Consider the following 25,827-nt stretch of genomic DNA (forward strand, 5'->3'; position numbering starts at 1 on the left):
GACGGGGTGCCGGCGCCGGTCAGTGCGCCAGGATCTTGGAGAGGAAGTCGCGGGCGCGCTGCGTCTGCGGGGCGGTGAAGAACTGCTCGGGCTCGCCCTGCTCGACGATCTCGGCCTGGTCCATGTAGACCACTCGGTCGCAGACGTGACGGGCGAAGCCCATCTCGTGGGTGACCACGAGCATGGTCATGCCGCGCTCGGCGAGCTCCTGCATCACGTCGAGCACCTCGTTGATGACCTCGGGGTCCAGCGCGGAGGTGGGCTCGTCGAACAGCAGCGCCTTGGGCTCCATGGCGAGGGCGCGGGCGATCGCGACGCGCTGCTGCTGGCCGCCGGAGAGGGCGGTGGGCAGGGACTGGGCCTTGTCGGCCAGGCCCACCCGCTCCAGCAGCTCCACCGCCCTCGCCTCGGCCTCGGCCTTGGGGAGCCGGCGCACCTTGCGGGGCCCGAGGCTGACGTTGTCGATGGCCTTGAGGTGCGGGAACAGGTTGAAGCTCTGGAAGACCATGCCGACGTCGGAGCGCAGGCGGGTCAGCTCCCGACCCTCCTCGGGCAGCGGCTCGCCGTCGATGGTGATCTCGCCGTCGGAGATGGTCTCGAGGCGGTTGATGCAGCGGCACAGGGTGGACTTGCCGGAGCCGGAGGCGCCGATCAGCGCCACCACCTCGCGCTCACGGATGTCGAGGTCGATGTCGGTGAGGGCCGCGAAGTCCCCGAAGTACTTGGTCACGCCGCGGACCGAGATCAGCGGCTCCCCGATCTGCTTGGGGGAGGGCTGCCGGGGGGCGGCGGGCTCGCGGGCGTCGTTCATGGCCCGATCCTTCGCCTGCCGAGCCCCTCCTGTCCAGCCGACGGACACACAGACCGTCATATGGACGAATCCGGCGCCCGGGCGGGGTCGCGCGCTCCGGGCGGTGCGACTCCCGGCGGGTCGTGTCCATCCGATGGACTCAGGTGGCAGGTCGCGTGGATAGTGCACGCCACCTGCCACCTGAGTGCGTTCGGTGGACAGCCTCGGCCGGGCCAGAGGCGCGGGTGCCCGGCCTGGGGGGGGTCAGCGGCCGTAGGCCCCCTGGTAGACGGCCTCGAAGGGGGCGTGCCCGCCCTGGCGGTGCTCGATCGAGCTGGTCACGACGTCCTTGGCCGCGCGCGCGGCCTCGAGCGGGGTGGCGCCCTTGGCGAGCTCTGCGGTGACGGCGGCGGCCAGCGTGCAACCGGCGCCGGAGACCCGCTCCTCGCCGATCTTCGGGGCGCGCAGCTCGACGACCTGCTCGCCGTCGTAGAACACGTCCACCGCGTCCTCGCCGTCCAGCACCACGCCGCCCTTGGCCAGCACGATCACGTCGTAGCGGTCGTGGATGCGGCGGGCGGCCTCGGTGAGCTGCTCGACGGTGGTGATCTCCTCCATGCCCGAGAGCGCGAGGGTCTCGAAATGGTTGGGGGTCACGTAGGTGGCCAGCGGAAGGATCTGCTCCTTGAGGGCGTTGTCGGTGTCCAGGGCCGCGCCGGGCTCCTGGCCCTTGCAGATCAGCACCGGGTCCAGCACCACGTTCGCGAAGGAGCGCTCGGCGAGGGAGGCGGCCACGGTCTCGATGGTGGCGGGGGTGCCGAGCATGCCGATCTTCACCGTGTCCACGTCGTGCACGGCGGTGGAGGCCTCGATCTGGTCGCGGATCACCTGGGGGTCCACCGGCACGAAGCGATGGCCCCAGTCGTTGGCGGGATCGAAGGAGACGATGCAGGTCAGCGCGGCGGTGCCGAAGGTGCCGAGCTGGTGGAACGTCTTGATGTCGGTCTGGGCGCCGGCGCCTCCGGTGGCCTCGGAGCCGGCGATGGTCAGGGCGACGTGGGTCATGGGGTCCTTCCTTCACGGATGACTCGGATCAGGGTGCGCCGAGGGGACCCCGTGCGGGGTGGTGCCTCGGCATCGACCGCGCGCTCCCAGGGCTCGCGGGGCCCGACCGTCCCGGCCGCGACCCGCCGCGACCCGTCGCGTCGGTCCTGCCGCGCGCTCCCAGGGAGCTGGTGTCCCGTCGCAGCGGCAGAGCATCCAGCGTAGCGGTCGCGGGGCGGGGACGTGGCCGCCGTCCGGGTGGGGACGGCCCGGGGTCCGCGCGGCCGGCTCCGATAGGGTGCCGGGGTGTCGGAGATGCCGGAGGCCCCCGCACCCCCGCGGTCCGTCGAGGCCCGACGCGGGGGCGGTCCGCGCGCCCGCCTCCGGGGACTGCTGGACGACCACCTGGCCTCCTCGCTGAAGTTCCTCACCGTGGGCGGCCTCGTGTTCCTGCTGGACGCCGCGATGTACAACGCGCTGGTGTTCTGGGAGCCCGGGCAGGGCTGGGGCGAGGGTTTCCTGCACGCCCAGCCGCTGACGGCGAAGGTGCTGACCATCGCCCTGGCCTCCTGCCTCACCTACCTGGGCAACCGGCTGTGGACCTTCGGGGACCGCCCCGCGCCACCCACCGGCCGCTCGGTCCTCGCCTTCGTGCTGGTCAACGTGATGGCGGCGGGGCTGCAGCTGGCCTGCCTGGGCTTCTCCCGCTACGTGCTGGGGCTGGACTCGCCGCTCGCGGACAACATCTCCGGCACCCTCATCGGGCAGGTCGTCTCGACCTCGTTCCGCTACGTCACCTACGGCCGCTTCGTCTTCCCGCGGGAGCGCTGAGACCGGCCGATCGGGGCGAGGTCGGTCACGGGGCGGACACGGACGGACGGGCACTGCCGGTCGGACGCCCCTCGCCGGCGGGGCGCGCTCTGCCAGACTCGGGCCATGAGCGAGACCTCCGGCACCCTGCCCTCCGCCCCCTCGGCCCGCGGCCCCTGGATGCGCGCCTCCCGCGCCACCGGTCTGCTGCGGGACGAGCAGGCCCAGGCCACGATCTTCGCCCGCATGTCGGCCCTGGCCGCGAGCACGGGCGCCGCGAACCTGGGCCAGGGCTTCCCGGACACGGACCCGCCCGAGCCGGTCGCCGAGGCCGCCGTCGCGGCGATCCGCGGCGGGGTGAACCAGTACCCGCCGGGCCGCGGCGAGGCAGTGCTGCGGGAGGCGATCGCCGCCCACCAGCGCCGTCGCTACGGGCTGCCCTGGGACCCGGACACCGAGGTGCTGGTGACCACGGGTGCCACCGAGGCCCTGGCCGCGACGCTGCTGGCGCTGCTGGAGCCCGGCGACGAGGTGCTCACCCTGGAGCCCTTCTACGACCAGTACGCGGCGATGATCGCCCTGGCCGGCGGCGTGCACCGGACGGTGCCGATCGCGATCACCGACGACGGCGCGGGGACCCTGGAGCTGGACGTGGACCCCGAGGTGCTGGCCGCCGCGGTGGGTCCGCACACCCGGGTGATCCTGCTGAACACGCCGCACAACCCCACCGGGCTGCTGCTCGGCGAGGGGGCGCAGCGGGCGCTGCTGGCGGCCGCGCAGAGGCACGACGCGGTGATCGTCACCGACGAGGTCTACGAGCACCTGGTCTTCGACGGGTTCGCCCACCGTCCGATCGCGGCGCTGCCGGGGGCGGCCGAGCGCACCGTGAGCATCTCTTCGGCGGGCAAGACCTTCTCGGTGACGGGCTGGAAGATCGGCTGGGTGACGGCACGGCCCGCCCTGCTCACGGCGGTCCTCGGCGTGAAGCAGTGGCTGACCTTCGTCTCCGGTGCCCCCTTCCAGGGTGCCGTCGCCGCCGGCCTGTCCCTTCCCGAGGAGGAGCTGAGCCGGATCGCCACCGACCTCGCGGGGCGGCGGGACCTGCTGGTGGGCGGGCTGCGGGAGATCGGCTTCCGGGTCTCGCGGCCGTCCGCGGGCTACTTCGCCCTGGCCGACCCGGGACCCTTCGGGGAGCACGACGCGGCGGCCCTGGCCGAACGCCTGCCGGCCGAGGCCGGAGTGGTCGGCATCCCGCTCGGCGCCTTCTACCGTCCCGAGGCGGAGCCGGTGGTGCCGGTCCACGGGCCCGATCCGCGCACCCTGCTGCGGCTGGCCTTCTGCAAGGACCGGCCGACGATCGAGCGCGCCCTGGAGGGCCTGGAGTCGTGGGCGCGGGACCGCTGAGAGCGGTCCCGCGCGAGGCCGCCCCCGGGACGGGGACGGCGATCGATCAGAACTCGATGTACCACTCGCCGTCGCCGGCCTGGGAGAGGGTCAGCGAGTCGCTGGTGAAGTAGGTGGAGACGCCGATGGTGCCGTCCCCGTTGTCGGTGGCATCGAGGTCCGACTCGTCGAAGCCCTCGAGCATCGAGGGGTCGTACTCGTCGAGCGTCCCCGCGCTCTCCACGTCCTCGGCACAGGAGTCCAGCGCCGAGCCGGTGATCTGCTCCCCGGTGGTGGGATCCATGAACTGCTCGCACATGCCGCGGGCGTCCTGATCGGCGGCGGCCTCCAGGTAGGCCATGACCCGCGAGCGGGCCGCGTCGAGGTCGGCGTCGGTGACGCTGCTGTCCTCCTCGGTCGCCTCCTCGGAGGTCTCGACCTCGGTGGTCTGCTCCTCGGTGGTGGACTCCTCGGTCGCCTCGGTGGCGGTGGTCTCCTCGCCGCCGGTGGTCTCGCCGTCGTCGTTCCCGGTGAGCGCCCAGACGACGACGCCGATGATCACGACGATCACCGCGAGGATCGCGCATCCGCCGCAGATGAACAGGGCGATGCGGCCGCCCTTGCCCTTCGGCGGCTCCCCCGACGGCGGCTGGGCGCTGCCCGGGTAGCCGGCGCCCTGCCCGGAGCCGGAGGCCGCGCCGGGGTAGCCGGCCGGGGAGGCCTGGCCCTGCTGGCCGTATCCCTGCTGACCGTAGCCCTGCTGGCCATATCCCGGCTGCTGGCCATATTCCTGCTGCTGGCCGTAGCCCGGCTGCTGCCCGTGCTCGGGCTGCTGGCCGTGCCCCTGTCGGCCCTGGCCATAGCCGCCCTGCCCGTCCTGCGGGAAGGACTGACCCCATTGGTTCTGCGGAGGCTGAGACATGTGCGTGCGGCGCCGCGGCGGGCGGCGCCTCCCCTTTCTGTGGCTGCCGGATCCGTCGGGACGGACCCGACGCCCACAGGGTATACGGGGACGCGACCGCGCCCCGGGTACCGGTCCGGTCACGGAACGGGCATCCGGGGCGCGACGTGGCGGCTGGTCAGCCGGTGAAGGTGCTCCCGTGGAAGGTGCGGCCGACGGCGCGCCGGGAGGCGCCGGACTGGTCGAGGTAGGGGGTGATGCCGCCGCGGTGCCGGGGGAAGCCGGCCCCGAGGATCATCGCGAGGTCGACCTGCTCGGGCCGCTCCACGACGCCCTCCTCGAGCATCAGCGCGATCTCCTCGGCGAGGCCGTCCTGCACCCGCTCCAACAGGGCATCGCCCACGGGGGCGTCGCGGCGGGTGCCGCCGCCGAAGGTCTCGGCGACCACGGGCGAGACCGGGGCGTGCACGGCGGTGCGGCTGCGCTCGGTGAAGCGGCGCTTCTCCTCGGCCATCTCCTGCAGGCCCTCGGAGGCGTGGAACCGCTCCCCCAGCTCGTCGCGCAGCACCACACCGACGTGGTCGGCGACCGCGAGACCCACCAGGTCCAGCAGGGTGAAGGGGCGCATCGGCAGGCCCAGGGCGTCCAGGGAGGCGTCCACCTCGGCGGGGTCGGCCCCGGCGTCCAGGGACTCCAGCACCGCACCGAGCACCCGGAACAGCAGCCGGTTGACGATGAAGCCGGGCGCGTCGGCGCTGCGCACGGCGAACTTCCGCAGCCGGCGGACCACCTCGAGGCCGGTGGCGAGGGTGGCCTCGTCGGTGTCGGCGGTGTGGATCACCTCGACCAGCGGCATCTTCGCGACGGGGTTGAAGAAGTGCAGGCCGACCACGCGCTCGGGGTGGGCGAGGCCCTCGGCCATCGCGCCCACGGAGAGGGAGGAGGTGTTGGAGACCAGCAGGGCGTCCTCGGCGAGCACGCCCTCCAGCTCGGCGAAGACGGACTGCTTGATCCGCAGCACCTCGGGGACGGCCTCGAGCACCAGGTCGCAGCCGGACAGGTCGGCGACGTCGGTGGTGACGGACAGCCCCTCGGCGATCGCGGTGGCGGTGGCCTCGTCGATGCGGCCACGGGCGGCGGTCTCGGCGACGACCTCGCGGGCGTGGGCGAGGCCTTTCGCGGCGATGTCGGCGTCGAGGTCGCGCATCACGACGGGCACCTGCAGGCCGAGGGCGAGCTGCGCGGCGATCTGGGAGGCCATGAGGCCGGCGCCGGCGACGCCGACGCGGCGGATCTCCTTCGCGCCCTCGACGGGGGTGCGGCCGGGCTTGCCGCGGCGCAGCAGCTCGGCGGCGTAGAGGGAGGCGGCCGCGGCGGGGCCGGCCACGAGCGCGGCCAGCGCCTCGGCTTCGCGCTCCAGGGCGACCGGCAGCTCGGATCCGGGCAGCGCTTGCAGCAGCTCGATCACGCGGGCGGCCGAGGGCGCGCCCTGGGCCTCCAGGCGCAGGGCCCACTCGCGGCGGGTCTCCGCCGGGGAGTGCGGGGCGTCCAGGGCGTCGGCGAGCGCCTCGGCCTCCGGGCTGCCCGTGGCGGGCAGGGCGGGGCCGCGGCCGGGCCAGGCTTCGCCGGCCGCACCGTCCTCGTCCACGTGCGCGGCGACCAGGGCGGCGAACTCCGCCAGGGCGGCGTCGAGGTCGGCGGCGAGGGCGTCGACGAGGCCGGTCTCGGCGGCCTGCTCGGCCGTGAGCTGCTTGTCCCGGGCGGGGTCCTCGATGATCATGCGGACCGCGGTCTCGGGGCCGACGACGGAGGAGAGCAGGGTGGTGCCGCCCCAGCCGGGGAGGATGCCGAGGCTGGTCTCGGGCAGGCCGATGCCGCGGACGCCGGGGGCGGCGGTGCGGACGTCGGCCATCAGCGCCATCTCGAGGCCGCCGCCGAGGGCGACGCCGTTGAGGTGGGCGAGGATCGGGACAGGGCTGGTGCGGGCGCGGACCTGCAGCGCGTGGGCGCGGGCGGTCATGGCGGGCACGTGGGCGGCGGCCGAGGGATCGGCGAACATCGACAGGTCGGCGCCGGCGAGGAACACCTTCCCGGTGCCGGTGAGGGCGATGGCCCGGACCTCCCCGGCGTCGGCGCGGTCCAGGGCGGTCTCCAGCGCGCCGGTGACGGCCTCGAGGGAGCGGGGGCCGAGGGTGGCGGGGCGCTTCTCCTCCCCCTGGGGCGGGGCGAAGGTCAGCACCGCGACGGTGCCGAGTCCGGGGTGCTCGCGGTCCTCGGTCAGGACGCGGGTGACGTGCTCGGTGTAGGGGGGCATCGGGGGCCTTTCGCGGTCTCGTCGTCGAGGGCAGTCGAGGGCTTCGGGGCCCGCGGGGGCCTGGAGCGCCAGGTTTCTGATACCGCGGGTTTCAGATAGATCATGCCCCAGCGGCGGCGGGCCTGTCCACCGCGGCGGCCGGCTCGCGCTCAGGGCACCTCGACGTGGAGCGGCTCGGCGTCCCCGGTCGAGGGCAGCGCGGCGCCCCGCTCGATGCCCTCGATCCGCACGGTCACCGTGCCGCCGTCCCAGGTGGACCAGCTCAGGCTGTGCTCGCCGGGAGTGGCAGGCCGCTCGCGGCTGCCGGTGCCGTCCTCGACGGGGTCCCCGTCGGCGTCGTGGACCTGGCCCGGCTCCAGCTCCTCCTGCACGGCACCGGGGTCGGTGGTGCCGGGGTCCTCCGTGCCCGGGCGCTGGGCGAGCGCCACGATCGCGCCGACCCCGCTGAGGACCAGGCCGAGGGCGAGCAGCTGGCCGACCACGGCGATCACCACCACCGCCACCAGGGTCCGGGGGGTCAGCCCCCGGGCGGACGACGACTCGGGGAGGTCCGCCGGGCGCGGGGGCACTCAGCTCTCCTCGACGGCGGGCAGCAGGTCGGGGTGGGCCTCGATCCAGGCGGCGACGGCCTCGGCCTCCTGGCCGTCCTCGTAGTCGTTGACCAGCGTGCTCTCGAGGGACTCGTACTCCTCGTCGCTGAGGGCGATGCCGCCGATGAACTCGGCGACGTCGGGGAAGGACTCGCTGAACCCCGCGTGGGCGAGCACATGCATCGTCTCGGGCTCACCGAAGGCGAGGTCGGGGTCCTCCAGCGCCTTCACCGGGAACTCCTGAAAGGCCCAGAAGGGACGCCACAGGGTGACGACGACGTCCTCGCCGTCGTCCAGCGCGTTCTGCAGCTCGGCGAGCATCGCCGGGGTGGAGGAGGTGACCAGCTCGAAGTCTGCGTCCAGACCGTAGGCGGGCATCACCGAGTCCTGGACGGCCGCGGTGAGGCCGGCGCCGGGCTCGATGCCGACGATGCGGCCGCCGAAGCGGGAGGGGTCCGCGGCCAGCTCCGGGATGCTGGTGATGTCGGTGGTCTCGGGCACGGCCAGCATGTTGGTGGCGTTGGCGTTGTAGGTGACCAGGTCCTCGATGTCCTCGCCGTACTGCTCCATGTACTGGGCGTGGGTCACGTCCGGCCAGGCCGAGGAGAAGATGTCCAGGGAGCCGTCGGCCAGGGCGGTGTAGATCAGGGCGGCGTCGGCCAGCACCGTGAACTCGACGGTGTATCCCATCGCCTCCAGCCGGTCCCGGAGCAGGAAGGCCATCGCGACCGTGTCGGTCCAGGCCTCCATGTAGCCGATGGTGATGGTGTCGTCCCCGCCCGCGTCGGTGCAGGCGGCGAGGCCGAGCGTGGCCAGCCCGGAGCCGATCAGGGCGGTGCGGCGGGTGATGCTCATGTCGTCGTCTCCTTCGCCCGCACGGGGCGTCGTGGGGATGCGGCGGCACGGCCCGGGTCGACCGACCGCCGTGCAGGGGCACGGGTGCTCCTGCACGGAGACCGGTGACCTCCGCGCGGGGCGGGGATCACCGGTCTCCGGTCGGTCGGCATTCCGGCGCCCCGCCCCGGGTGGGGCGGGGCGCCGGGCGCCCGAGGGCACCCTCGCCTCCCGACCGCGGTGGCGGTCAGGGATGGTCGGCGGTGGTGCCCGAGTTCATCACGGGGCGCTCAGCCCTCCTCGACGGCGGGCAGCACGTCGGGGTTCTCCTCCAGCCAGGCGTCGATGGCCTCGGGGTACTGGCCCTCGCCGTACTCGTTGACGACGGTGTCCTCGAGGGAGCCGTACTGCTCGTCGTCCAGCTTGATGCCGCCGATGAACTCGGCGACGTCGGGGAACTCCTCGCCGAAGCCCTCGCGGGCCAGGAAGTGCAGGGCCTCGGTCTCGCCGAGGGCGCCCTTGGGGTCCTCGAGGTCCTTCACGGGGAAGGCGGAGTTGGCCCAGAAGGGGCGCCACAGGGTGACGACGATGTCCTCCTCGGCGTCCACGGCGCTCTCCAGCTCGGTGAGCATCGCGGCGGTGGAGGAGGTGACCAGCTCGTAGTCGCCCTCGAGCTCGTACTCGGGCATCACGTTGTCCTGCACGGCGGCGGTCAGCCCGGCGCCGGGCTCGATGCCCACGATGCGGCCGCCGAAGCGGTCGGCCTGTCCCTGCAGGTCCTCGATCGAGGAGATGTCGACGTACTCCGGCACCGCCATGGTGAGTTTGGCGTTGTCGTAGTAGGCGTCGAGGTCCTCGATGGAGTCGCCGTACTGCTCCATGTACTGCGCATGGGTGACCTCGGGCCAGGCCGAGGGGTAGATGTCGAAGTCCCCGTTGGCCAGGCCCGTGTAGAGCAGCGCCGCGTCGGAGATCTCGTTGAACTCGACGGTGTAGCCCATCGCCTCGAGCCGGTTCTGCAGCAGGTAGGCGGTGGAGAGGCCATCGGTCCAGGAGGGGATGAAGCCCAGGGTGATGGTGCCGCCGCCCCCGTCGCCGGAGCCGCTGCCGGAGCCGGAGTCGTCGGAGCCGCAGGCGGCCAGGCCAGCCGCCCCGAGCAGGCCGGCGCCGCCCAGGAGGGCGGAGCGGCGGCTGAGCGCGCGGCGGGTGAGGGAGGTGGTGCGTCGGTTCTGCATGATCAGGGATCCTTCCTGCAGTCGTTCGTCGGTCTCGGGGCGGCGCATCGGGCGCCGTCCCGGGGTCTGGGGGTCAGGCGAAGGCGGTCGCGCGCTGCGCCCGCGCCTTGGTCAGGAGGGTGAGCAGGGACGTGTTGCGTGCGTGCTTGTCGCCGAGGGCGGCGGTGAGACGGTCCAGGTAGACCGCCAGCAGCACCACGCCGACGCCGGCCTCGACGCCCATGGGGACGTTGAGGGAGGTGATCGCCTGGACGACCTCCTGGCCGAGGCCCGGGGCGCCGGCGATGCCGCCGACCACGGCCATCGACAGGGCCAGCATGATCACCTGGTTGATGCCGGCCATGATGGTCGGCACGGCCAGGGGGAGCTGGATGCCGCGCAGGATCTGCCCGGGGGTGGCGCCGAAGGACTCGCCGGCCTCGACGGTCTCGGAGTCGACCTGGCGGATGCCGAGCTCGGTCATGCGCACGCCGGGGGGCATCGAGAAGATGACGGTCGAGACCATCCCGGGCACCAGGCCGATGCCGAACAGCACCACCGTGGGGATCAGGTAGACGAAGGCGGGCATCGTCTGCATGAAGTCCAGCACCGGTCTGATCAGGGCGCTCACCGTCGAGTTCATGGCGGCGAGGATGCCCAGCGGCACCGCGATCAGCACGGCGATGGCGGCGGCGATCAGCACCTGCGCCATCGTCTGCATCATCGGTTCCCACACGTCGAAGGTGAGGGCGAGGAAGAACAGCAGGGCCGAGCCGATGGCGAAGGGCCAGGAGCGCACCAGCCAGCCGATGGCGGCGAAGATCGCGATCATCGCCAGCGGCGGCAGGAACAGGAGCGCGTCGGTGAGGTTGTCGACCAGCAGCAGGATGATCCAGCTGAAGGCGTCGAACAGCCACTCGACGTTGGCCTTGAGCCAGTCGAGCCCCTGGTCGACCCAGTCGCCGAGCGGGATGCGGAGGAAGAACTCGTCGGTGCCGTTCATCGGGTCTCCCCTCCGGTGGTGTCGAGGACGGGGGTGCCGCCCGTGATGGTGGTGACGGCGTCCTGCTCGCCACCGAGGGCGCCGGCGGCGGTCAGCAGGGTGACGCGGGGGATGACGCCCGCGAAGCGTCCCTCGTCGTCGACGACGACCAGCGGGCTGAGGTGGCGGGCGGAGGCGGCGAAGAGGTCCGCGATGGGGGCGTCATGCCGCACCACGGGCATCTCGTGCTCGGCGGACCAGGGCAGGTCCTCGGTCTGCTCGCGCACGGCGCGGGCGACGTCCTCCTCCCAGAGCACACCGGCGGGGGTGCGGTCGCGCCGCAGCACCACCAGCCAGGGGTTCTGGGTCTCGCGCAGCAGCTTGTGGGCGGCGCGGGGGCCCTGTCCGGCGCCGAGCACGGCGGGGGGCTGCTCCATCACGCCGGAGGCGGTGAGCACGCGGGAGCGGTCGACGTCCTGGATGAACCGGGAGACGTAGTCGTTGGCCGGCTCGTTGAGGATCTCCTCGCTGGTGCCGACCTGCACGATGCGGCCGTCGCGCATCATCGCGATGCGGTCGCCGATGCGCATGGCCTCGTTGAGGTCGTGGGTGATGAACAGGATGGTCTTCTCCAGGCGCTGCTGGAGCTCGACGAGCTGGTCCTGCATGTCGCGCCGGATCAGCGGGTCCAGGGCGCTGAAGGCCTCATCCATGAGCATCACGTCGGTGCCGGCGGCGAGCGCCCGGGCCAGGCCCACGCGCTGCTGCATGCCGCCGGAGAGTGCGGAGGGCGGGTAGGAGCCCCAGCCCTCGAGGTCCACCATGGCCAGCGCCTCGTTCGCGCGCTTCTCGCGCTCGGCGCGGTTCACGCCGGCGATCTCGAGGCCGTAGGCGGCGTTCTCGCCCACGGTGCGATGCGGCAGCAGGGCGAAGTGCTGGAAGACCATCGAGATGCGCTTGCGGCGCACCTCGCGGACCTCGGCGGGCTTCATCGAGGTCAGCGCGCGGTCCGCGATGCGGAGCTCGCCGGCGGTGGCGGGCAGCAGGCCGTTGACCATGCGGATCAGGGTGGACTTGCCGGAGCCGGAGAGCCCCATGACCACGAAGATCTCCCCGGGCTCGACCTCGAAGGAGGCGTCGATGACGGCGGCGGTGAGGCCGTCCTCGCGCAGATCGGCGCGGGAACGGCCCTGACGGAGGGCCTCGACGCCGCGTTCGGGGCGGCGTCCGAACACCTTGTAGAGGCCGTCGGCGGTGATGACGGGCATCGGGCTCCTTCGAACGGGGAAGATCGTGCGAATGTGCTGCGAGGGGCGGCTCGACGATTTCCGTCGCACCCCGGAATGCACCCCCACGCTCCGATCCCGGGGAATCCGGAATCGGCCCGCAGAATGCACACCGGTCACCCCGTCGGGGCACGCAGGGGCATCGGCCCGACGCTCTACGGTCCCAAGCGGGCGGCGGTCGCGGCAAGCGCGCCGGCGGCCCCGGCAGCGCCATGACCGGCGGAATCCGGCGAAGAGACGGCCGTGGCGCCCGTCGTCCACGCTCCGGTGGCGGGGCATGGAATGGGCCGGTGGCCAGTGGGGACGTACGAATCCGGGTCGGCTGCTGCGGACATTTCCGGGGCTCCTGCGGACCGGGATGTCACATTTCGGTCACGCCATGCGGATCGGTGTGCCGCCGGGGTGCGAAACCCCGGATTCCGGACGGAATGCGGGCCGCCGTCACGACCGTCGTCGGCGCCGCGGACCTCGGGCAGGGGCGGACTGGCCGGGCACGCGTCAGGGGCCGGGCGACCGTGCGCCCGACCCCTGCTCTCCCCTCGGGGATCCCTCCCCGATCTCGTCCCGCACCCGGACGGACTCGCGAGGCCCCACCGACCACGCCACCCGGCAGGCCGGGAGGCTCGTCGCCCGGGGAAGGGCGCGGTCGCGGTGGTGACCGCCGGTGCCCGACGGAGACGGTTAAACTTTACGTTTCCTTTGCCCCGATGACAAAGCCTCTTGAGGGTCCGGCGGGCCTCGACCTCCGGACCCGGTCGAGGTCGACGGATCGCCGCAGGTCATCGCATCACTCGGACAGCAACGCGATCCGAGGCACACCCCCTCGAGGTGGACGCCGGCGGCCGGATCGACCCGCACCGCTTGACAACCCACAACCACTGGGTTGTAGGTTCTGAGCATGACCGGAGACCCCGAGGACCGCGCCGACGCCTGGTTCCACGCCCTCGCCGACCGCACCCGCCGCGACATCCTGCGCCGCGTGCTGGCCGGGGAGCACTCGGTCTCCACCCTGGCCCGCTCCTACGACATGAGCCTCACCGCGGTGCAGAAGCACGTGGCGGTGCTCGAGGGAGCCGGGTTGATCACCCGACGACGCAGCGGCCGGGAGTCCCTGGCCAGCGCCGACGGCGTGGAACTGCGCGCCGTGGCCCGCCTGCTCACCGAGCTGGAGTCCCATTGGCGCGATCGCATCACCCGCATCGACGCGCTCCTCGCCGAGGAGGGGAGCGCCGACCGCCCCCCGGCGGCCGCGCCACCTACTCCATGACCGGTCCCGAGGGCGAGAAGTTCTCCGGCTGCTGGGAGGTCGACGCGGTGGACGAGCCGCGCTCCTTCACCTTTCGGGACGGCTTCGCCGACGAGACCTTCGCCCGCAACCCGGAGCTGCCGGAGAGCGTCTCGGTCTCGACCTTCACCCCCGTCGAGGGCGGCACCCGCGCCGTGTACGTCACCACCTGTGCGAGCCCCGAGGCCCTGCAGACGGTGCTGGACATGGGCGTGGTCGAGGGCACCCGCAGCGCGATGAACCAGATCGACGCGCTGATCGCCCGAGCCGTTCCCCCGACGCCCTCCGCGCCCCTCGGCGGGGAGGGCATCGGCGCGACTACGGTGAGCGGGTGAGCACGTCGCCCGACCCGCAGCGCCCGACCGCGACGCCCGTCCCGGAGGGCGGTGCGGAGCGGACCCTCTCCGGTCGCGACGAGGCGGTGCTGGACGACCCGGTGACCTCCTCCCTCGCGGGAGCGCACGCCCATCTGGCCGAGGGGAACGCGCTGGTCCGCCGCTTCCCCGCCGACGTCTCTCCCTTCGTCGCCTTCCCGGTGCCCGAGGACCCGGGCACCCCGGAGGCGATCCGGGAGCTGTTCGGCCCCGGCGAAGCCGTGACCATGGCGCACGTGGAGCCACCCCTGCCCGCGCACTGGGAGTGGCGCTTCCGGCTTCCCGGCGTGCAGCTGGTGGAGACCCCGGCCCTGGCCCCGCGGCCCTGCGCCGAGGCCGTCGAGCTGGACGCGGAGGACGTGCCCGAGATGCTGGACCTCACCGCCCGCACCCGGCCGGGCCCGTTCCTCCTGCGCACGCACGAGCTCGGGCGGTACATCGGGGTGCGGCGCGAGGGCCGCCTGGTGGCGATGGCCGGGGAGCGCCTGCACCCGGCCGGCTGGACCGAGATCAGCGCCGTCGCCGTCGACCCCTCCGCCCGCCGCCAGGGTCTCGCCTCCGCGCTCGTGCTCGACGTGGCCCACGGGATCCGGGCCCGCGGCGAGGGCGTCTTCCTGCACGCGGCCGCGGAGAACACCGGGGCGATCGCCGCCTACGAGGCGCTCGGCTTCACCCGGCGTCGCGAGGTGGTCTTCGCCCAGGCCCTCGTCCCGCAGGACTGATTCAGCCAGGACGGGCACCCTCTCGGCTCAGCTGCCGGAGCGGATCTCCCGGCGGCGGAAGCCGAGCAGCGCCAGCACCAGCAGGGCGAGCACCACGACGGACAGGCCCAGGGTGCGAGCGAGGTCCCCGCCCTCCGTCGCGGCGAAGGGCGCGGGCACCCAGTGGAAGGGCGAGATGCCCAGCACCGCCTCCGGGAACTCGAACATCGCGCCGAACATGCCGATCACCAGCACGGCGGAAAGCAGCAGCCAGGACAGCCCGGCCAGCCGCGGCGCCCAGCCGTACAGCAGCGCCGAGACCGCCGCGAAGGAAAGCACTGCCGGCAGGTGGGTCGCGAAGACGGTCGCGTACTCGCCGGATCCCGGCTCGGTCACCCCCACCAGCGCGGCGCCGGCCCAGATCGCGCCGACGCACACGGCCAGCAGGACGGCTGCCCCGGCGAGCGCCACCGCGAGCTGCGCGGCGAACCAGCCGGTGCGGGACACGGGGGCGGCCAGCACCAGCTCCAGCCGCCCCGAGGACTCCTCGCCGCGGCACTGCTGATGGGTGGCGACGATCGCGTAGGCCCCCGCGCACAGCGCGACGGACAGCATGATCACGGCGAGGAAGGAGGTGATGAAGCCGTCGGGGTCCTCCCCGAACAGGGCGCCGAGCGCGGGGGTCTCGGCGACCAGGTCGGTGGCCATGTCACCCAGGGCGTCCAGCATGCTGCCGGAGCCGAACCACAGCAGCCCCAGGCCCAGGCTGCACCAGCCGAGCATCGCCCGCTGCTGCCGCCACGCCATCGCCACCGGGCCGCGCAGCCGGCCCGGGGCACCCGGGTGACCCGGCCGGGCCGGCACCATTCCCTGGCCGAGGTCGCGGCGGGCGGCCAGGGCGCTCGCGAGCCCCAGCAGCGCGGCGGTCGCCGCCGAGGAGAGCAGCAGCGGCCACCAGCGCAGGTCCACGAAAGCCCGCATCTGCTGCGCCCAGGCCAGCGGGGAGAACCAGGACAGGGTGGAGCCCTCCAGCGCGATCAGGTCCCCGGCGGAGCGCACCGCGAAGGCGGCCCCGAACACGGCCAGGGAGAGGCCGACGGCGCCGCGGGACGTGCTGACGATCTGCGCCACCACCAGGGCGGCCGCCCCGAAGACCAGGGCGGAGGCGGCGCTGGCGAGCATCAGGCCCAGGCCGTCGACCAGTGAGGTGTCCTCCCCCTGGGAGGCGAAGGTGGCCAGGGCGCTGAGCACGGCGATCACCAGCAGGTGGGCGGCAAGGGTCGCCAGAGTGGCGACGGCGGGGGCCATCCGACCCACAGCCCCGGCGCGCACCAGCTCGGCGCGGCCGCTCTCCTCCTCGGCGCGGGTGTGCCGCACGACGTGCAGGATCGCCATCACGGACAGCGCCATCACGATCCAGGTGGTGCCCTCGTTGGCGACGGCCACCAGCGGCGTGTAGTCGTCCAGGCCGTAGCCGGGGCCGCCCATCACGATGCCGGAGGGGGTGCGCATCACGGCGGCGCGGGCGGCGAGCGCGGAGGCATCGAAGACGGTGCTCAGGGCCACGGCGAAGTAGGCGATGAATACGGACATCACCGCGGCCCAGATGAGCATCCGGCGACGGTCGCGGCGCAGGATCTGCCGGGCCAGGCGCCCGGTGCCGGCGAGCACGTGGGCGTGGCGACGCTGCTCGGCGGGGGTCTCTGCGCGGTGGCTGGGAGTGCGGTGGCCGGGTACGCGGTGGGCCGTGGTGCCGGTGGCTGTGCTCATCGCCCCGCCCCCGTCGCGGGCACCCCGTCGTCGGCCCCGATCTCGTCGCCGTAGTGGCGCAGGAACAGGTCCTCGAGCGAGGGCGGGGTGGCGGTCAGGGAGACCACCTCGGCGTCGGTGAGGCGCGGCAGCACGGCGGACAGGGCCGCGTCGTCCACGTCGAGGGTGAGCCGGGTGCCCTCCTCGACGCTCTCGCTGCGGGCGTCGTGCACGCCGTCCAGGCCCGGCACGGCGCTCGCGTCGCCGCGGACGACGGCGCTGACGCGGGTGCGGGTGAGGTGGCGCAGCTCGGCGAGGGTGCCGGCCTCCACGGGGCGTCCGGCGCGGATGATGGTGACGGTGTCGCAGAGCTTCTCCACCTCGGAGAGGATGTGGCTGCTCAGCAGCACGGCCCGCCCCTCGGCGGCGCGGTCCCGCACGCACTCGGTGAACACGGCCTCCATCAGCGGGTCCAGGCCCGAGGTGGGCTCGTCGAGCACGAACAGCTCGGCGTCGCTGGCGAAGGCGGCGACCAGCGCGACCTTCTGCCGGTTGCCCTTGGAATAGGTGCGGGCCTTCTTGCGCGGGTCGAGCTCGAAGCGCTCCAGCAGCTCGGCCTTGCGCCGCGGGTCCGGGGTGCCGCGCAGGCGGGAGAGGTAGTCGATGGCCTCGCCGCCGGAGAGGTTCGGCCACAGGGCGACGTCGCCGGGCACGTAGGCGAGGCGGCGGTGCAGGGCGACGGCGTCGGCCCAGGGGTCGCCGTCGAAGAGCCGCACGGTGCCGCCGTCGGCGCGCAGCAGTCCCAGCAGCACCCGGATGGCGGTGGACTTGCCGGCGCCGTTGGGGCCGAGGAAGCCGCGCACCTCGGCCGGACCGACGGTGAGGTCGAGTCCGTCCAGGGCGGTGAAGGAGCCGAAGCGCTTGGTCAGGCCGCGGATGTCGATGGGGGTCACGGGGTCGCCTCCCGCTCGGTGGGGTCGCTCGCGGCCCGGTCGCGGCCGGCGAGGTACTGCTCGAAGACGGCGGGGCCGGTGAAGAACCCCTCGGTGTACAGCTCCAGGGCGGGCAGGGTGGTCTCCTCCTCGAGCCGGTGGAGCATGGCGACGACGTCGCGACCGGTGTCGGCGCCGTCGGCGGAGCGGGTGTCGCCGGAGGGCGTGCCGGCGGGGGGCGTGCCGGCGAAGGATGTGCCGCCGGTGGGCGGGGCGGCGAAGGATGTGCCGCCGGTGGGCGGGGCGGCGGACGGGCCGAGCAGGGTCGAGACCAGCAGGGAGCCGAGCCCGGACTGCACCAGGTAGCGGGCGCGGGCGCGCTCGTCGCGGCTGGGGCGGGCGAGCCCCTGGGCGACGGCCTCGGCGATGTAGCCCTCGGCGTCGGTGACCATCTGATCCAGCAGGTGGCGGCCGAGGGCCCCGCCGTCGAGGACCGCGTGGACGATGTACCCCAGCAGCACCGAGGCCTCGCGCTGCGCGGCGGGCAGGGTCAGCATCAGGGTGCCGCGCGCGGCGGAGCCGATGCTCTCGCTCTTGACCCGCCGGATCCACTCCAGCACCGCCTCGTCAGCGGCCTCGTGCAGCGCCTCCTTCGAGCCGTAGCGCTTGACCAGCAGGGCCGCGCTCACCCCGGCGTCGGCGGCGATGGCCCGCAGCGGAGCGCCGAAGCCCTCGCGCGAGAAGCGACCGATGGCGGCCCGCAGCAGCGGGTCGAGGTCCTGCGGTGCGCCGTGCGCTTCGGTGTCGGCCATGCCCATCATCGCTTCCCTCCCGTGCCGTCGAGCTCCGGGAATCCCACTGTGAACACGTGTTCACGAGCCAGCTCCGAGCGTAAACGTCCGTTCACGGTGGCGCAAGATGTCGGGCACCTCCCGTTGCCTCCCCAGGCAGGACGCCGTGTCCGGGAATCTTCCAGCTGGGTGGAAGATTCCCGGACACGGCGTCGGTGGCCCGGCGGGCGGCGTGGCGGGTGGGTCAGGCGGGCAGACGCAGCTCCCAGGCGCGCCCGAGGTGGCCACGCAGGGTGAGGGTGTCGTCCGCCTCGGGGTACAGCCGCACCGTCGAGGGGGTGTCGGCAGCCGGCAGCAGCTCGAGGATGCCGCCGTCGGTCAGCAGGCGCGCCGCGCCGCCGGGAAGCTCGATGACCGTCTCGACCCGGCCGTCGGCGCGGTGCAGCTCCACGGTCGCGGCGCCGGTCAGCTCGACCTCGGCCCGGAAGGGGGCGGGCAGGTCGAGAACCTCGCCGGCCGCCCCGTCCGGGCAGGAGGCCCCCACGGCAGCGGGGGCGCCATCGCCGGACGCTGCGGATCCGCCCGCCGGCCCCGCCGGAACGGTCGGCAGCTCCGCTCCGCGCAGGGCCTCGAGCTCCCGCGGGGCCCGCATCACCAGGCGGTCCCCCACCAGGCCGAGCTCACGGGGGAAGGTCAGACAGCCGGCCCAGCCCTGCTCGTCGGTCTGCTGCTGGACGCGGTCCAGGCCCTCCCAGGACCAACCCCAGGCCAGCACCCGCTCCCCCGCGGCGTCGACCACGGCCTGCGGGGCGTAGAAGTCGGGGCCCAGGTCGGCCCGACCCCCGGCCTCGGGCACGAAGCGGGGCAGACCCGTGGCCTCGTCGGTGACCAGGTCCCCCACCAGGTAGTTCACCTGCACCGTGGAGCGGGCGACCCGCTCGGGGCGCAGCCACAGCGACAGCAACAGCACCCAGCGGCCGTCGACCTCCACCAGTTGCGGGCATTCCCAGATGTCGGCCGGGGCGTGCTGCGCAGCCAGGGTGTCCTCGCCGGTCAGCAACGAGCCGCGGTACTCCCAGTGGTCGAGGTCGGTGGCGTCGAACAGCAGCAGCGCGGGCACCACCCGCTCCTGCCCCTGCTCGTCGGTCCCGTCACGCAGACCCGCGCCCTGGATCGCCCAGCGGCGTCCGTCCAGCTCGACCAGGAAGGGGTCGCGGATGCCGAGCAGGTCCAGGCCCTCGGGCACCCCGGCGGCCACGTGCCCCGGCTCCGTCAGGTGCTCCAGCGCCGCATCGGTGCGGGCAACGACCACCTGGGAGAGCTGCACGTCCCTGTCGTCGACCCCGGAGTAGACCAGGGCGGCGCCCTCCCGGCCGCCTTCGCGGGTGGCGACACCGCTCCAGCAGCCACCGCGGTCGGCCTCGCCCGGGCGGGGCACCGGCCCCAGGGGCTCCTCGCGCCAGCTGACCAGGTCCGGGGAGGACATGTGCCCCCAGTGGATCCGCTCGTGGCGGGCGGAGAAGGGGTTGTGCTGGAAGTACACGTGCCAGCGGCCGTCGACGCGGACGATGCCGTTGGGGTCGTTGATCCAGCCCAGCGGGTGGACCCGGTGCAGGGCGGGGAAGTGCGGGGCGGTCATGCGGTCCTCTCGGGGAGCGGAGGGGGAGGCGGCCGGAGCGGGCACGCCATCGGAGGAAGCGGGCACGGTGCCGGTCGGGGCGGGATCCGTGCTGGTCCAGGCCGTCACTTCGAGGCCCCTGCGGTGAGGCCCTCGCGCAGGTAGCGCTGGCCGAAGAGGAAGACCACCACGGCGGGGATCATCGAGAGGATCACGCCGGCCAGCACGATGGAGATCGAGCCGGTGCCGAGGTTGCCCTGCAGGGTGACCAGGCCCAGCGGCAGGGTGTAGTTCTCCTCCGAGATCATGAAGATCAGCGGCCGGAAGAACTCGTTCCAGTGGAAGTTGAAGGCCAGCACCCCCACGATCGCCATGCCGGGCAGGGCCAGCGGCGCGTAGATCGAGAAGAAGGTGCGCCAGGGGCTCGCGCCGTCGATGGCGGCGGCCTCCCCCAGCTCCAGCGGCAGCCCCAGGAAGTACTGCCGCATCAGGAAGGTGCCGAAGGCGGTGGGGATGGCGGGGATGATCAGCGCCAGCAGGGTGTCGGACAGGCCCATGCCGCGGATCAGCATGAACACCGGCACGATCGTGACCTGCGCGGGCACCATCATCGTGGACAGCACGATGGCGAACAGGGCGTTCTTGCCGCGGAACTCCATGCGGGCGAAGACGTAGCCGGCCATGGCCGCGGTGATCATCTGCCCGCCGGCGATGAGCAGGGTGACCAGGCCGCTGTTCAGCACCAGCAGCGGCACCCGGATCTGCTCGAACACGGCGGCATAGCTGGAGAAGTCCGGATCCAGCGGGAAGAAACTGGGCGGCAGGCTGAAGGACTCGGCGGCGGGTCGCAGGGAGGTGGTGAAGGTCCACCAGACGGGGCCCAGGGTGAGAGCGGCGGCGACCAGCAGCACCGCGTAGGTGGCGAGGGTGGTCGGGTTCTTCAGGCGGCGGATCATCGGTGACCTCCGGGGACGGCGCGGAGCGGGCGAGGCGGGCGGGGCACGGTCATCGCGGCGCTCACTGGTAGAACACGAATCGTCGGGCCAGGCGGAACTGGGCGGCGGTGACCAGCATGATCAGCAGCATGAGGACGAGGCCGATGGCGCTGGCGCGGCCGAACTCGAGCTGCCGGAAGGCGCTCTCGTAGATCACCATCACGACGGTGCGGGTGGAGTCGCCGGGGCCGCCGCGGGTGAGCACGTAGGGCTGGTCGAAGACCTGCAGCGCGGTGATGATGGCCATCACCGAGGCGACCAGCACGGTGGGGCTGACCAGCGGCAGGGTGAGGTGCCGGAAACGGCGCCAGCCGGTGGCGCCGTCGATCGCCCCGGCCTCGTAGACGTCGCCAGGGATCGCGGAGAGTCCGCCGACGAACAGCAGGAACGAGAAGCCGAAGTTCTGCCAGACGTACACCGCGATGACGACGACCATCGCCCACTGGGGGCTGGTCAGCCAGGGCACGGCGGGGATGCCCACCAGGGACAGCGCCCAGTTGATGACGCCGTAGCTCTCGTTGAAGAGGTACTTCATCAGGATCGAGACGCTGGCGGCGGAGAGCACGAGCGGGAAGAAGAAGGTGGAGCGGAAGAACACCCGCATCCAGCTCGGCATCTTCGACTGCACGAGCACGGCCAGCAGCATCGCGATGCAGAGCTGGGCGAGCACGGCGACTGCCACGAACACCGCGGTGTTCAGGAAGGAGATGCCGACGGTGCGGTCGGTGGCGAGTTCGGTGAAGTTCGCCAGCCCCACGAAGCGGGGCGAGGTGATGATGTCCCAGCGGAAGAAGGCCAGCAGCAGCGAGCCGACGATGGGCACCACCACGAAGATGCCCACGCCGATCATGGTGGGGGCCAGGAACAGCCAGGTCATCAGGCGGCTGCGACGGTCGGTCCTCATGAGTCCTCCTCGGCGAAGACGGCGCGCAGGTCCCGATCGAGGTTCTGCAGGGATCGCTCGACCCCGGCGGCACCCCCGGACAGCGCGGTGGAGACGTTGCGGATCAGGGCGGTCTCGACGGCGGCCTGCTGGGGCGGCGCAGGGATCGGCCCCGAGGTCGGGAAGCGGTCGAGGGTGTCGTAGAAGCGGGACCAGTGCTCGGGGCCGACGCCCGCGTACAGCGCGTCGTTGACCATCGAGCGGCGGGTGGGGGTGGTCGAGGGGGTGGGGAAGGCCAGCTGCATCGCCTCCTTCGAGGCGGTGTACTTGATCCACTCCCAGGCCTGGTCGGCCTTCCGGGTGGTCTTCATGACCGCGTAGCCGGCGGCGCCGAACTGGTGGCGCTGGGAGCGCCAGCGCGGGAAGAACTGCACGTCGTACTGCTCGGGGCGCATGCCGCCCTCGGCGAGGCCCTGCACCCAGTAGCCGCCGGCGGGGGTGGTGCCGATGCGGCCGGAGGCGAACAGGCCCACCAGCGTGTTGCCGCCGCCCTCCTCGGGGCGCACGGCCAGGCCGTCGGCGACCAGGGAGCGCAGGTACTCGAAGCTCTCGTGCACCGGCTCGGCGGTGGCGTTGGAGCCGGTCCAGAGGTAGCCGCCGGAGCGCTCCTCACCCGGGTAGAAGGTCGACCAGAACTGCTCGCCGCCCCTCGCCTTCTCCTCGGTCAGGAAGGAGGTGTCGTTGACGTACAGCCAGGGCACGATGCCGCCGAACAGGCGGTTCGTCCAGTAGTAGGGGGTGGCGTCACCCTGCATGCCGCGCAGCAGCTCGGAGAAGTCGTCGCGGCTCCAGTCCTCGCCGGGCATCTCCAGACCGTTGCGCTCGAGCACGTCCAGGTTCAGGTACATGTTCGCCGCGTTGAAGTCCAGCGGGAGCTGGTACAGCGAGCCCTTGTACATGAAGGCCTCGATGAGGCTGGGGTGGACGTCCTCGAAGTAGTCGCGGATCTCCTCGGCGTCGCGCTGCAGGTAGTCGTCCAGCGGCAGGGCGAGGCGCTCGGCGAAGAGCTGTGCGCCCTCGGTGGCGGTGTAGACGATGTCCGGCTGGGTGCCGGAGGCGACCATCGTGAGGATCTTGGCGAAGAAGTCGCCCCAGTCGGTGGCCTGTACGGACTGGATGCGCACCGCGATGTCCGGGTGCTCCTCCATGAAGGCGTCGGCGATGACCTGGCGGCCGGCGGCGTCCTGGGCGGTGCCGAGGATGAGGATCGTCAGGGCGTCCTCGCCCCGGCCGGGGATGTCGGCACCGGTCAGGCGTGGCCAGGCGGCCACGGTGCCGGCGACCCCGGCCGCCCCGGCGGCGCCGAGCAGGGCGCGCCGGGTGAGGGTGGATCGGTCGACCATGCGGGGATGCTCCTCGTCGTCGAGTGCGGGGGATGTGCTGCGGGGGTGCGGGGCGGGCCGATCGTGCTCGCCGCCGTCGCGGCCTCTCCACGCGGTGACTTTTACACGTGTCGAAGTTGAGCACGAGTATGCGCCCGACAGGGCACCGCGTCAAGCAGGTGGGTCGACATGGATGGCGCGCGCACCGCCCGGGCCGTTCCCGGGCACCGATCAGGAGGGCTGCAGGCGGAGCGACGCAGGGTCCGGGTGACCCATGTGCGGGCGGCACGGCACAGGGAGTCCCGGGCGGAGGAGCCCGCGCCGTGGCGGCTCAGCCGTGGGCGATGGGCTCCGCCACGGAGGCGCGCTCGACGAGGGGGCAGGGGACCAGCTCCCGGTTCGGGCCGGCAGTGTCAGTCCCGTCGTCCTCGCTGCTCACAGTGTCTTCGCTGGTGGAGGTCTCCGAGGAGGCCGGTGCCTCACCGTCGGCGCTGCCCATGCGGGCGAGCAGGCGGCGCATGGCCCGCTCCCCCATCTCGGCATGCGGCAGGGCGACGGTGGTCAGGGCCGGCGTGAGGTCCCCGGCGAAGAAGTCCTCGTCGTCGAAACCGATCACGGAGAGCCCGCCCGGCACATCCACCCCGGCGAGCGCGGCGGCATGGATCGCGCCGGCGGCGACGCGGTCGCGGATGCAGAACAGGGCGGTGGGCGGGGCGTCCTCGGCGAGCAGGCGACGGGTCTCGCGCATCCCGTCGCTCATCTGCCAGCCGGTGGGGACGATCCGCACCGGGAGCCCGGCGGCCTCCAGCTCCTCACGGAAGCCGGCCTCGCGCTCGGCGACGGCCACGGACTCGTCGGCGCCGGTCAGCATCACCAGGCGCTCGTGCCCGGCGTCCAGCAGGCGGCGGGCGGCCTCCCGGGCGCCGCCGCGGTCATCGGGGACCACCCCGGGCAGATCCCGCCCAGGTGTCGCGTCCTCGCAGTTCAGCAGCACCATCGGCGGCCAGGCGGGCAGCGGGGGCAGACGCACCCGGGCGCTGCCCATCGTCGCGTAGACCAACCCGTCGACCTGCCGCTCGGAGAGCATCCGCAGGGCGTCCTCGAGGCTGTAGTCCCGCAGGGAGAGGTCCACGGTGATCACCATGTGATCGTGCTCGGCCGCGACCCGCGAGGCGGCGCGCACCATCCGGCCGGCCCAGGGCGAGGTGGCGATCTCGTCGGTGATCAGGCCGATGGTGCGGGTGCGCTGCTGCTTGAGGGAGAGGGCGACGGCGGAGCGGGTGTAGCCGAGCTCGCGGGCCGCCTCCAGCACCTTCTGCCGCGTGGCCTCGGCGACGGTGCCCTCCACCCGGTCGTTCAGCACCATCGAGACCGTGGCGCGGGAGACCCCGGCGTGCGCCGCGACGTCTCGGGAGGTGGGACGACGGGAGGCGGGGCTCATCACCCCACCTTATGGCCGACGCCGCCGCGCACCCAGCCCGTGCGCGCGCAACCGCCGGCCCCACCCGCCCACGCGAGCTCACGGCGCCGCGATGTCCGGGAATCTTCCAACCAGGTGGAAGATTCCCGGACGCGGCGCCGCGCGGGGCGTCAGGCGGACAGGGCCGGAGCGGGTCGATCGACCCCGGGGGCGCCAGCGGTCCGGAGCAGCGCCACCGCCCAGGCGGCGAGGGCCAGACCCAGCAGCAGGCCGTGGGCCACGCGCACCACGTCGGGGGCGAAGAACTGCGGCAGGTAGAGCGCGATCAGGACGGCCCCTCCGAGCAGCACCCCACTCCCCCGCACCCCACCGCGTCGGGCGAGCACGGCGAAGGCCAGGACGCCGACGCCGGCGAGCAGCAGCCCCGTCCCGAACAGGGTCATCGCCCAGGGATCAGCGCGGATCGGCTCCTCGAGCGCCGCCAGCGCCGGGTTCCCGGTGGCCAGCGCGGCCTCGCCGAGCACGTGCAGGGCGAAGGCCTCGGCGCCGTAGTACGGGAGCAGGGCGGCGACGCCGGCGGCGACCGCGGCCGCAGCGCGTCGAGTCCCGGTGCCATTCGCCCCGCTCAGGAGGGCCGCAGCCAACAGGGCCCAGCCGAGCATTCCGGAGACGTGGGCGGCGACCCACCACTCAGAGGCGAAGGCGGCCGCCATGTCCAGCGGGCCTCCGCCGGTGTCGCCCCAGGGGCGCAGCAGGGGGAAGGCGGCGAAGGCCAGGCCGGAGCCGAGGGCGAGTACTGCGGTGCGGGTGGTGGGTTGCATGACGACCTCCATATGAGTGAACACCGTTCTCTCAACGGACAATAGCACATGAGAGAACACTGTTCACTGGTGTCGTAGGATGAGCGCATGACCAGCCGCGCCGATGCCAAGGACGCCACCCGCCGCCGCCTGCTCGAGGCCGCCGGCGAGGTGATCCGCGAACAGGGCGCCCCGGCGCTCTCCCTGCGGGAGGTGGCACGCCGCGCGGGCATCGTGCCCTCCGCCGTCTATCGCCACCTGGCCTCGCGCGACGAGCTCATCACCCAGCTCGTGCTGGCGGCCTACACCTCACTCGCCGAGCACCTGGAGACCACGGTCGCCGCCAGCAGCCCGAGCTGGCGCACCGCGGCCGATGCGCTGCGGGAGTGGACCCTCGCACACGTCCACGAGTTCCAGCTCATCTACGGCACCCCGGTGCCCGGCTACCGCGCCCCCGAGGAGACGATCACCGCCGCGGCCCGCGTGGCCGCGGTGTTCCTCCAGGTCGGCGCGGTGTCGGGGGCCCCTCCCGACGCCCTGGCCGAGCAGCTGCGGGAGCCGGCCGCGCAGCTCGGCACCGATGTCACCACGCTCGCGCGCACCCTGGCCGACCTCTCCCAGCTGGTGGGGCTGCTGACCCTGGAGCTCGGCGGCCATTTCGTCGGCACCGCGGACCCGGCGCAGGGCCTGTGGGACGAGGTCGTCGCCCGTCAGGCGGCGGAGCGGGCCCCGAGCCGCTGACCCCGTGC

The 25,827-nt window shown here is 73.3% G+C and carries 24 protein-coding genes; 6 read left to right on the top strand and 18 right to left on the bottom strand.

Annotated features, from left to right (window positions below):
* Window positions 1-19 precede the first annotated feature (19 nt).
* Window positions 20-811 carry an amino acid ABC transporter ATP-binding protein gene (locus OM98_RS02615; RefSeq protein ID WP_010533013.1) on the bottom strand — a complete coding sequence of 264 codons (792 nt, stop codon included), beginning with the start codon at window positions 809-811 and terminating at the stop codon, window positions 20-22.
* Window positions 812-1,054: 243 nt separating this feature from the next.
* The gene (locus OM98_RS02620; protein WP_010533014.1) at window positions 1,055-1,855 is read right to left on the bottom strand and encodes a hydroxymethylpyrimidine/phosphomethylpyrimidine kinase; all 801 of its coding nucleotides are present in this window, start codon (window positions 1,853-1,855) and stop codon (window positions 1,055-1,057) included.
* 294 nt (window positions 1,856-2,149) lie between these two features.
* On the opposite strand from OM98_RS02620, the gene OM98_RS02625 reads away from it, so the two are divergent.
* Both OM98_RS02625 and OM98_RS02630 read left to right on the top strand, forming a co-directional pair.
* Entirely contained in the window at window positions 2,150-2,665 is a 516-nt protein-coding gene (locus OM98_RS02625; protein WP_139017605.1) for a GtrA family protein, read from the top strand.
* Between the two features lie 105 nt (window positions 2,666-2,770).
* Window positions 2,771-4,048 carry an aminotransferase class I/II-fold pyridoxal phosphate-dependent enzyme gene (locus OM98_RS02630; RefSeq protein WP_010533016.1) on the top strand — a complete coding sequence of 426 codons (1,278 nt, stop codon included), beginning with the start codon at window positions 2,771-2,773 and terminating at the stop codon, window positions 4,046-4,048.
* A 46-nt stretch (window positions 4,049-4,094) separates the two neighbouring features.
* Here the strand turns inward: OM98_RS02630 and OM98_RS14655 are convergent, their stop codons facing one another.
* The 7 genes from OM98_RS14655 to OM98_RS02665 all read right to left on the bottom strand — a co-directional run bounded on the left by OM98_RS14655 (window position 4,095) and on the right by OM98_RS02665 (window position 12,130).
* Complete coding sequence (locus tag OM98_RS14655; RefSeq protein ID WP_010533017.1) at window positions 4,095-4,949, bottom strand: hypothetical protein; 855 nt, start codon at window positions 4,947-4,949, stop codon at window positions 4,095-4,097.
* A gap of 157 nt (window positions 4,950-5,106) precedes the next feature.
* Window positions 5,107-7,242 (bottom strand): 3-hydroxyacyl-CoA dehydrogenase NAD-binding domain-containing protein, encoded by a 2,136-nt coding sequence (locus tag OM98_RS02640; RefSeq protein ID WP_010533018.1) that lies wholly within the window; start codon window positions 7,240-7,242, stop codon window positions 5,107-5,109.
* A 149-nt stretch (window positions 7,243-7,391) separates the two neighbouring features.
* Window positions 7,392-7,811, bottom strand: a complete 420-nt coding sequence (locus OM98_RS02645; protein ID WP_010533019.1) for a hypothetical protein — start codon at window positions 7,809-7,811, stop codon at window positions 7,392-7,394.
* Window positions 7,812-8,687: a glycine betaine ABC transporter substrate-binding protein gene (locus tag OM98_RS02650; protein ID WP_010533020.1), complete on the bottom strand. Its 876-nt coding sequence runs from the start codon at window positions 8,685-8,687 to the stop codon at window positions 7,812-7,814.
* A gap of 269 nt (window positions 8,688-8,956) precedes the next feature.
* Window positions 8,957-9,901, bottom strand: coding sequence for a glycine betaine ABC transporter substrate-binding protein (locus OM98_RS02655; protein ID WP_139017548.1), 945 nt, complete (start codon window positions 9,899-9,901; stop codon window positions 8,957-8,959).
* Window positions 9,902-9,974: 73 nt separating this feature from the next.
* A complete protein-coding gene (locus OM98_RS02660) occupies window positions 9,975-10,883 on the bottom strand; it encodes an ABC transporter permease (protein WP_010533022.1) in 909 nt (302 codons plus the stop codon).
* The gene (locus OM98_RS02665; RefSeq protein ID WP_010533023.1) at window positions 10,880-12,130 is read right to left on the bottom strand and encodes a quaternary amine ABC transporter ATP-binding protein; all 1,251 of its coding nucleotides are present in this window, start codon (window positions 12,128-12,130) and stop codon (window positions 10,880-10,882) included. The genes OM98_RS02660 and OM98_RS02665 overlap by 4 nt, the downstream gene beginning before the upstream one ends.
* Before the next feature lie 916 nt (window positions 12,131-13,046).
* Between OM98_RS02665 and OM98_RS02670 the strand changes: the two genes are divergently transcribed.
* From OM98_RS02670 to OM98_RS02680, 3 genes are read left to right on the top strand one after another with little or no spacing between them, the layout of a single operon-like run.
* Entirely contained in the window at window positions 13,047-13,415 is a 369-nt protein-coding gene (locus tag OM98_RS02670; RefSeq protein ID WP_010533024.1) for an ArsR/SmtB family transcription factor, read from the top strand.
* Window positions 13,412-13,768 (top strand): SRPBCC family protein, encoded by a 357-nt coding sequence (locus OM98_RS02675; protein WP_010533025.1) that lies wholly within the window; start codon window positions 13,412-13,414, stop codon window positions 13,766-13,768. Before OM98_RS02670 ends, OM98_RS02675 begins: the two co-directional genes overlap by 4 nt.
* Entirely contained in the window at window positions 13,765-14,529 is a 765-nt protein-coding gene (locus OM98_RS02680; protein ID WP_010533026.1) for a GNAT family N-acetyltransferase, read from the top strand. The genes OM98_RS02675 and OM98_RS02680 overlap by 4 nt, the downstream gene beginning before the upstream one ends.
* Window positions 14,530-14,556: 27 nt before the next feature.
* On the opposite strand, the gene OM98_RS02685 is transcribed toward OM98_RS02680, so the two are convergent.
* The 9 genes from OM98_RS02685 to OM98_RS02725 all read right to left on the bottom strand — a co-directional run bounded on the left by OM98_RS02685 (window position 14,557) and on the right by OM98_RS02725 (window position 25,099).
* A complete protein-coding gene (locus OM98_RS02685) occupies window positions 14,557-16,278 on the bottom strand; it encodes an ABC transporter permease (RefSeq protein WP_010533027.1) in 1,722 nt (573 codons plus the stop codon).
* Window positions 16,275-17,210 carry an ABC transporter ATP-binding protein gene (locus tag OM98_RS02690; RefSeq protein ID WP_010533028.1) on the bottom strand — a complete coding sequence of 312 codons (936 nt, stop codon included), beginning with the start codon at window positions 17,208-17,210 and terminating at the stop codon, window positions 16,275-16,277. The genes OM98_RS02685 and OM98_RS02690 overlap by 4 nt, the downstream gene beginning before the upstream one ends.
* Window positions 17,207-18,001, bottom strand: a complete 795-nt coding sequence (locus tag OM98_RS16335) for a TetR/AcrR family transcriptional regulator (protein ID WP_175285938.1) — start codon at window positions 17,999-18,001, stop codon at window positions 17,207-17,209. Before OM98_RS16335 ends, OM98_RS02690 begins: the two co-directional genes overlap by 4 nt.
* A 223-nt stretch (window positions 18,002-18,224) precedes the next feature.
* Window positions 18,225-19,619 carry a glycoside hydrolase family 32 protein gene (locus tag OM98_RS02700; RefSeq protein ID WP_139017549.1) on the bottom strand — a complete coding sequence of 465 codons (1,395 nt, stop codon included), beginning with the start codon at window positions 19,617-19,619 and terminating at the stop codon, window positions 18,225-18,227.
* Between the two features lie 104 nt (window positions 19,620-19,723).
* On the bottom strand, window positions 19,724-20,554 hold the full coding sequence (locus tag OM98_RS02705) for a carbohydrate ABC transporter permease (RefSeq protein WP_010533031.1): 831 nt from the start codon (window positions 20,552-20,554) through the stop codon (window positions 19,724-19,726).
* A gap of 61 nt (window positions 20,555-20,615) precedes the next feature.
* The gene (locus tag OM98_RS02710) at window positions 20,616-21,497 is read right to left on the bottom strand and encodes a carbohydrate ABC transporter permease (RefSeq protein WP_010533032.1); all 882 of its coding nucleotides are present in this window, start codon (window positions 21,495-21,497) and stop codon (window positions 20,616-20,618) included.
* Entirely contained in the window at window positions 21,494-22,879 is a 1,386-nt protein-coding gene (locus OM98_RS02715) for an extracellular solute-binding protein (protein WP_010533033.1), read from the bottom strand. Before OM98_RS02715 ends, OM98_RS02710 begins: the two co-directional genes overlap by 4 nt.
* Before the next feature lie 310 nt (window positions 22,880-23,189).
* Entirely contained in the window at window positions 23,190-24,299 is a 1,110-nt protein-coding gene (locus OM98_RS02720) for a LacI family DNA-binding transcriptional regulator (RefSeq protein WP_010533034.1), read from the bottom strand.
* Between the two features lie 149 nt (window positions 24,300-24,448).
* The gene (locus OM98_RS02725) at window positions 24,449-25,099 is read right to left on the bottom strand and encodes a hypothetical protein (RefSeq protein ID WP_139017550.1); all 651 of its coding nucleotides are present in this window, start codon (window positions 25,097-25,099) and stop codon (window positions 24,449-24,451) included.
* A gap of 87 nt (window positions 25,100-25,186) precedes the next feature.
* Here OM98_RS02725 and OM98_RS02730 point away from each other — a divergent pair, with 87 nt between their 5' ends.
* Complete coding sequence (locus OM98_RS02730) at window positions 25,187-25,819, top strand: TetR/AcrR family transcriptional regulator (protein WP_010533036.1); 633 nt, start codon at window positions 25,187-25,189, stop codon at window positions 25,817-25,819.
* Window positions 25,820-25,827 lie beyond the last annotated feature (8 nt).

This window comes from Brachybacterium squillarum M-6-3 (assembly GCF_000225825.1).
In the GTDB taxonomy this organism is placed as follows: domain Bacteria; phylum Actinomycetota; class Actinomycetes; order Actinomycetales; family Dermabacteraceae; genus Brachybacterium; species Brachybacterium squillarum.

Excerpts from the sequence above, each read along its gene's own strand:
- OM98_RS02615 (WP_010533013.1), bottom strand. The coding sequence starts at position 811 with ATGAACGACGCCCGCGAGCCCGCCGCCCCCCGGCAGCCCTCCCCCAAG.
- OM98_RS02620 (WP_010533014.1), bottom strand. The coding sequence starts at position 1,855 with ATGACCCACGTCGCCCTGACCATCGCCGGCTCCGAGGCCACCGGAGGC.
- OM98_RS02625 (WP_139017605.1), top strand. The coding sequence starts at position 2,150 with ATGCCGGAGGCCCCCGCACCCCCGCGGTCCGTCGAGGCCCGACGCGGG.
- OM98_RS02630 (WP_010533016.1), top strand. The coding sequence starts at position 2,771 with ATGAGCGAGACCTCCGGCACCCTGCCCTCCGCCCCCTCGGCCCGCGGC.
- OM98_RS14655 (WP_010533017.1), bottom strand. The coding sequence starts at position 4,949 with ATGTCTCAGCCTCCGCAGAACCAATGGGGTCAGTCCTTCCCGCAGGAC.
- OM98_RS02640 (WP_010533018.1), bottom strand. The coding sequence starts at position 7,242 with ATGCCCCCCTACACCGAGCACGTCACCCGCGTCCTGACCGAGGACCGC.
- OM98_RS02650 (WP_010533020.1), bottom strand. The coding sequence starts at position 8,687 with ATGAGCATCACCCGCCGCACCGCCCTGATCGGCTCCGGGCTGGCCACG.
- OM98_RS02655 (WP_139017548.1), bottom strand. The coding sequence starts at position 9,901 with ATGCAGAACCGACGCACCACCTCCCTCACCCGCCGCGCGCTCAGCCGC.
- OM98_RS02660 (WP_010533022.1), bottom strand. The coding sequence starts at position 10,883 with ATGAACGGCACCGACGAGTTCTTCCTCCGCATCCCGCTCGGCGACTGG.
- OM98_RS02665 (WP_010533023.1), bottom strand. The coding sequence starts at position 12,130 with ATGCCCGTCATCACCGCCGACGGCCTCTACAAGGTGTTCGGACGCCGC.
- OM98_RS02670 (WP_010533024.1), top strand. The coding sequence starts at position 13,047 with ATGACCGGAGACCCCGAGGACCGCGCCGACGCCTGGTTCCACGCCCTC.
- OM98_RS02675 (WP_010533025.1), top strand. The coding sequence starts at position 13,412 with ATGACCGGTCCCGAGGGCGAGAAGTTCTCCGGCTGCTGGGAGGTCGAC.
- OM98_RS02685 (WP_010533027.1), bottom strand. The coding sequence starts at position 16,278 with ATGAGCACAGCCACCGGCACCACGGCCCACCGCGTACCCGGCCACCGC.
- OM98_RS16335 (WP_175285938.1), bottom strand. The coding sequence starts at position 18,001 with ATGGCCGACACCGAAGCGCACGGCGCACCGCAGGACCTCGACCCGCTG.
- OM98_RS02700 (WP_139017549.1), bottom strand. The coding sequence starts at position 19,619 with ATGACCGCCCCGCACTTCCCCGCCCTGCACCGGGTCCACCCGCTGGGC.
- OM98_RS02705 (WP_010533031.1), bottom strand. The coding sequence starts at position 20,554 with ATGATCCGCCGCCTGAAGAACCCGACCACCCTCGCCACCTACGCGGTG.
- OM98_RS02710 (WP_010533032.1), bottom strand. The coding sequence starts at position 21,497 with ATGAGGACCGACCGTCGCAGCCGCCTGATGACCTGGCTGTTCCTGGCC.
- OM98_RS02715 (WP_010533033.1), bottom strand. The coding sequence starts at position 22,879 with ATGGTCGACCGATCCACCCTCACCCGGCGCGCCCTGCTCGGCGCCGCC.
- OM98_RS02720 (WP_010533034.1), bottom strand. The coding sequence starts at position 24,299 with ATGAGCCCCGCCTCCCGTCGTCCCACCTCCCGAGACGTCGCGGCGCAC.
- OM98_RS02725 (WP_139017550.1), bottom strand. The coding sequence starts at position 25,099 with ATGCAACCCACCACCCGCACCGCAGTACTCGCCCTCGGCTCCGGCCTG.
- OM98_RS02730 (WP_010533036.1), top strand. The coding sequence starts at position 25,187 with ATGACCAGCCGCGCCGATGCCAAGGACGCCACCCGCCGCCGCCTGCTC.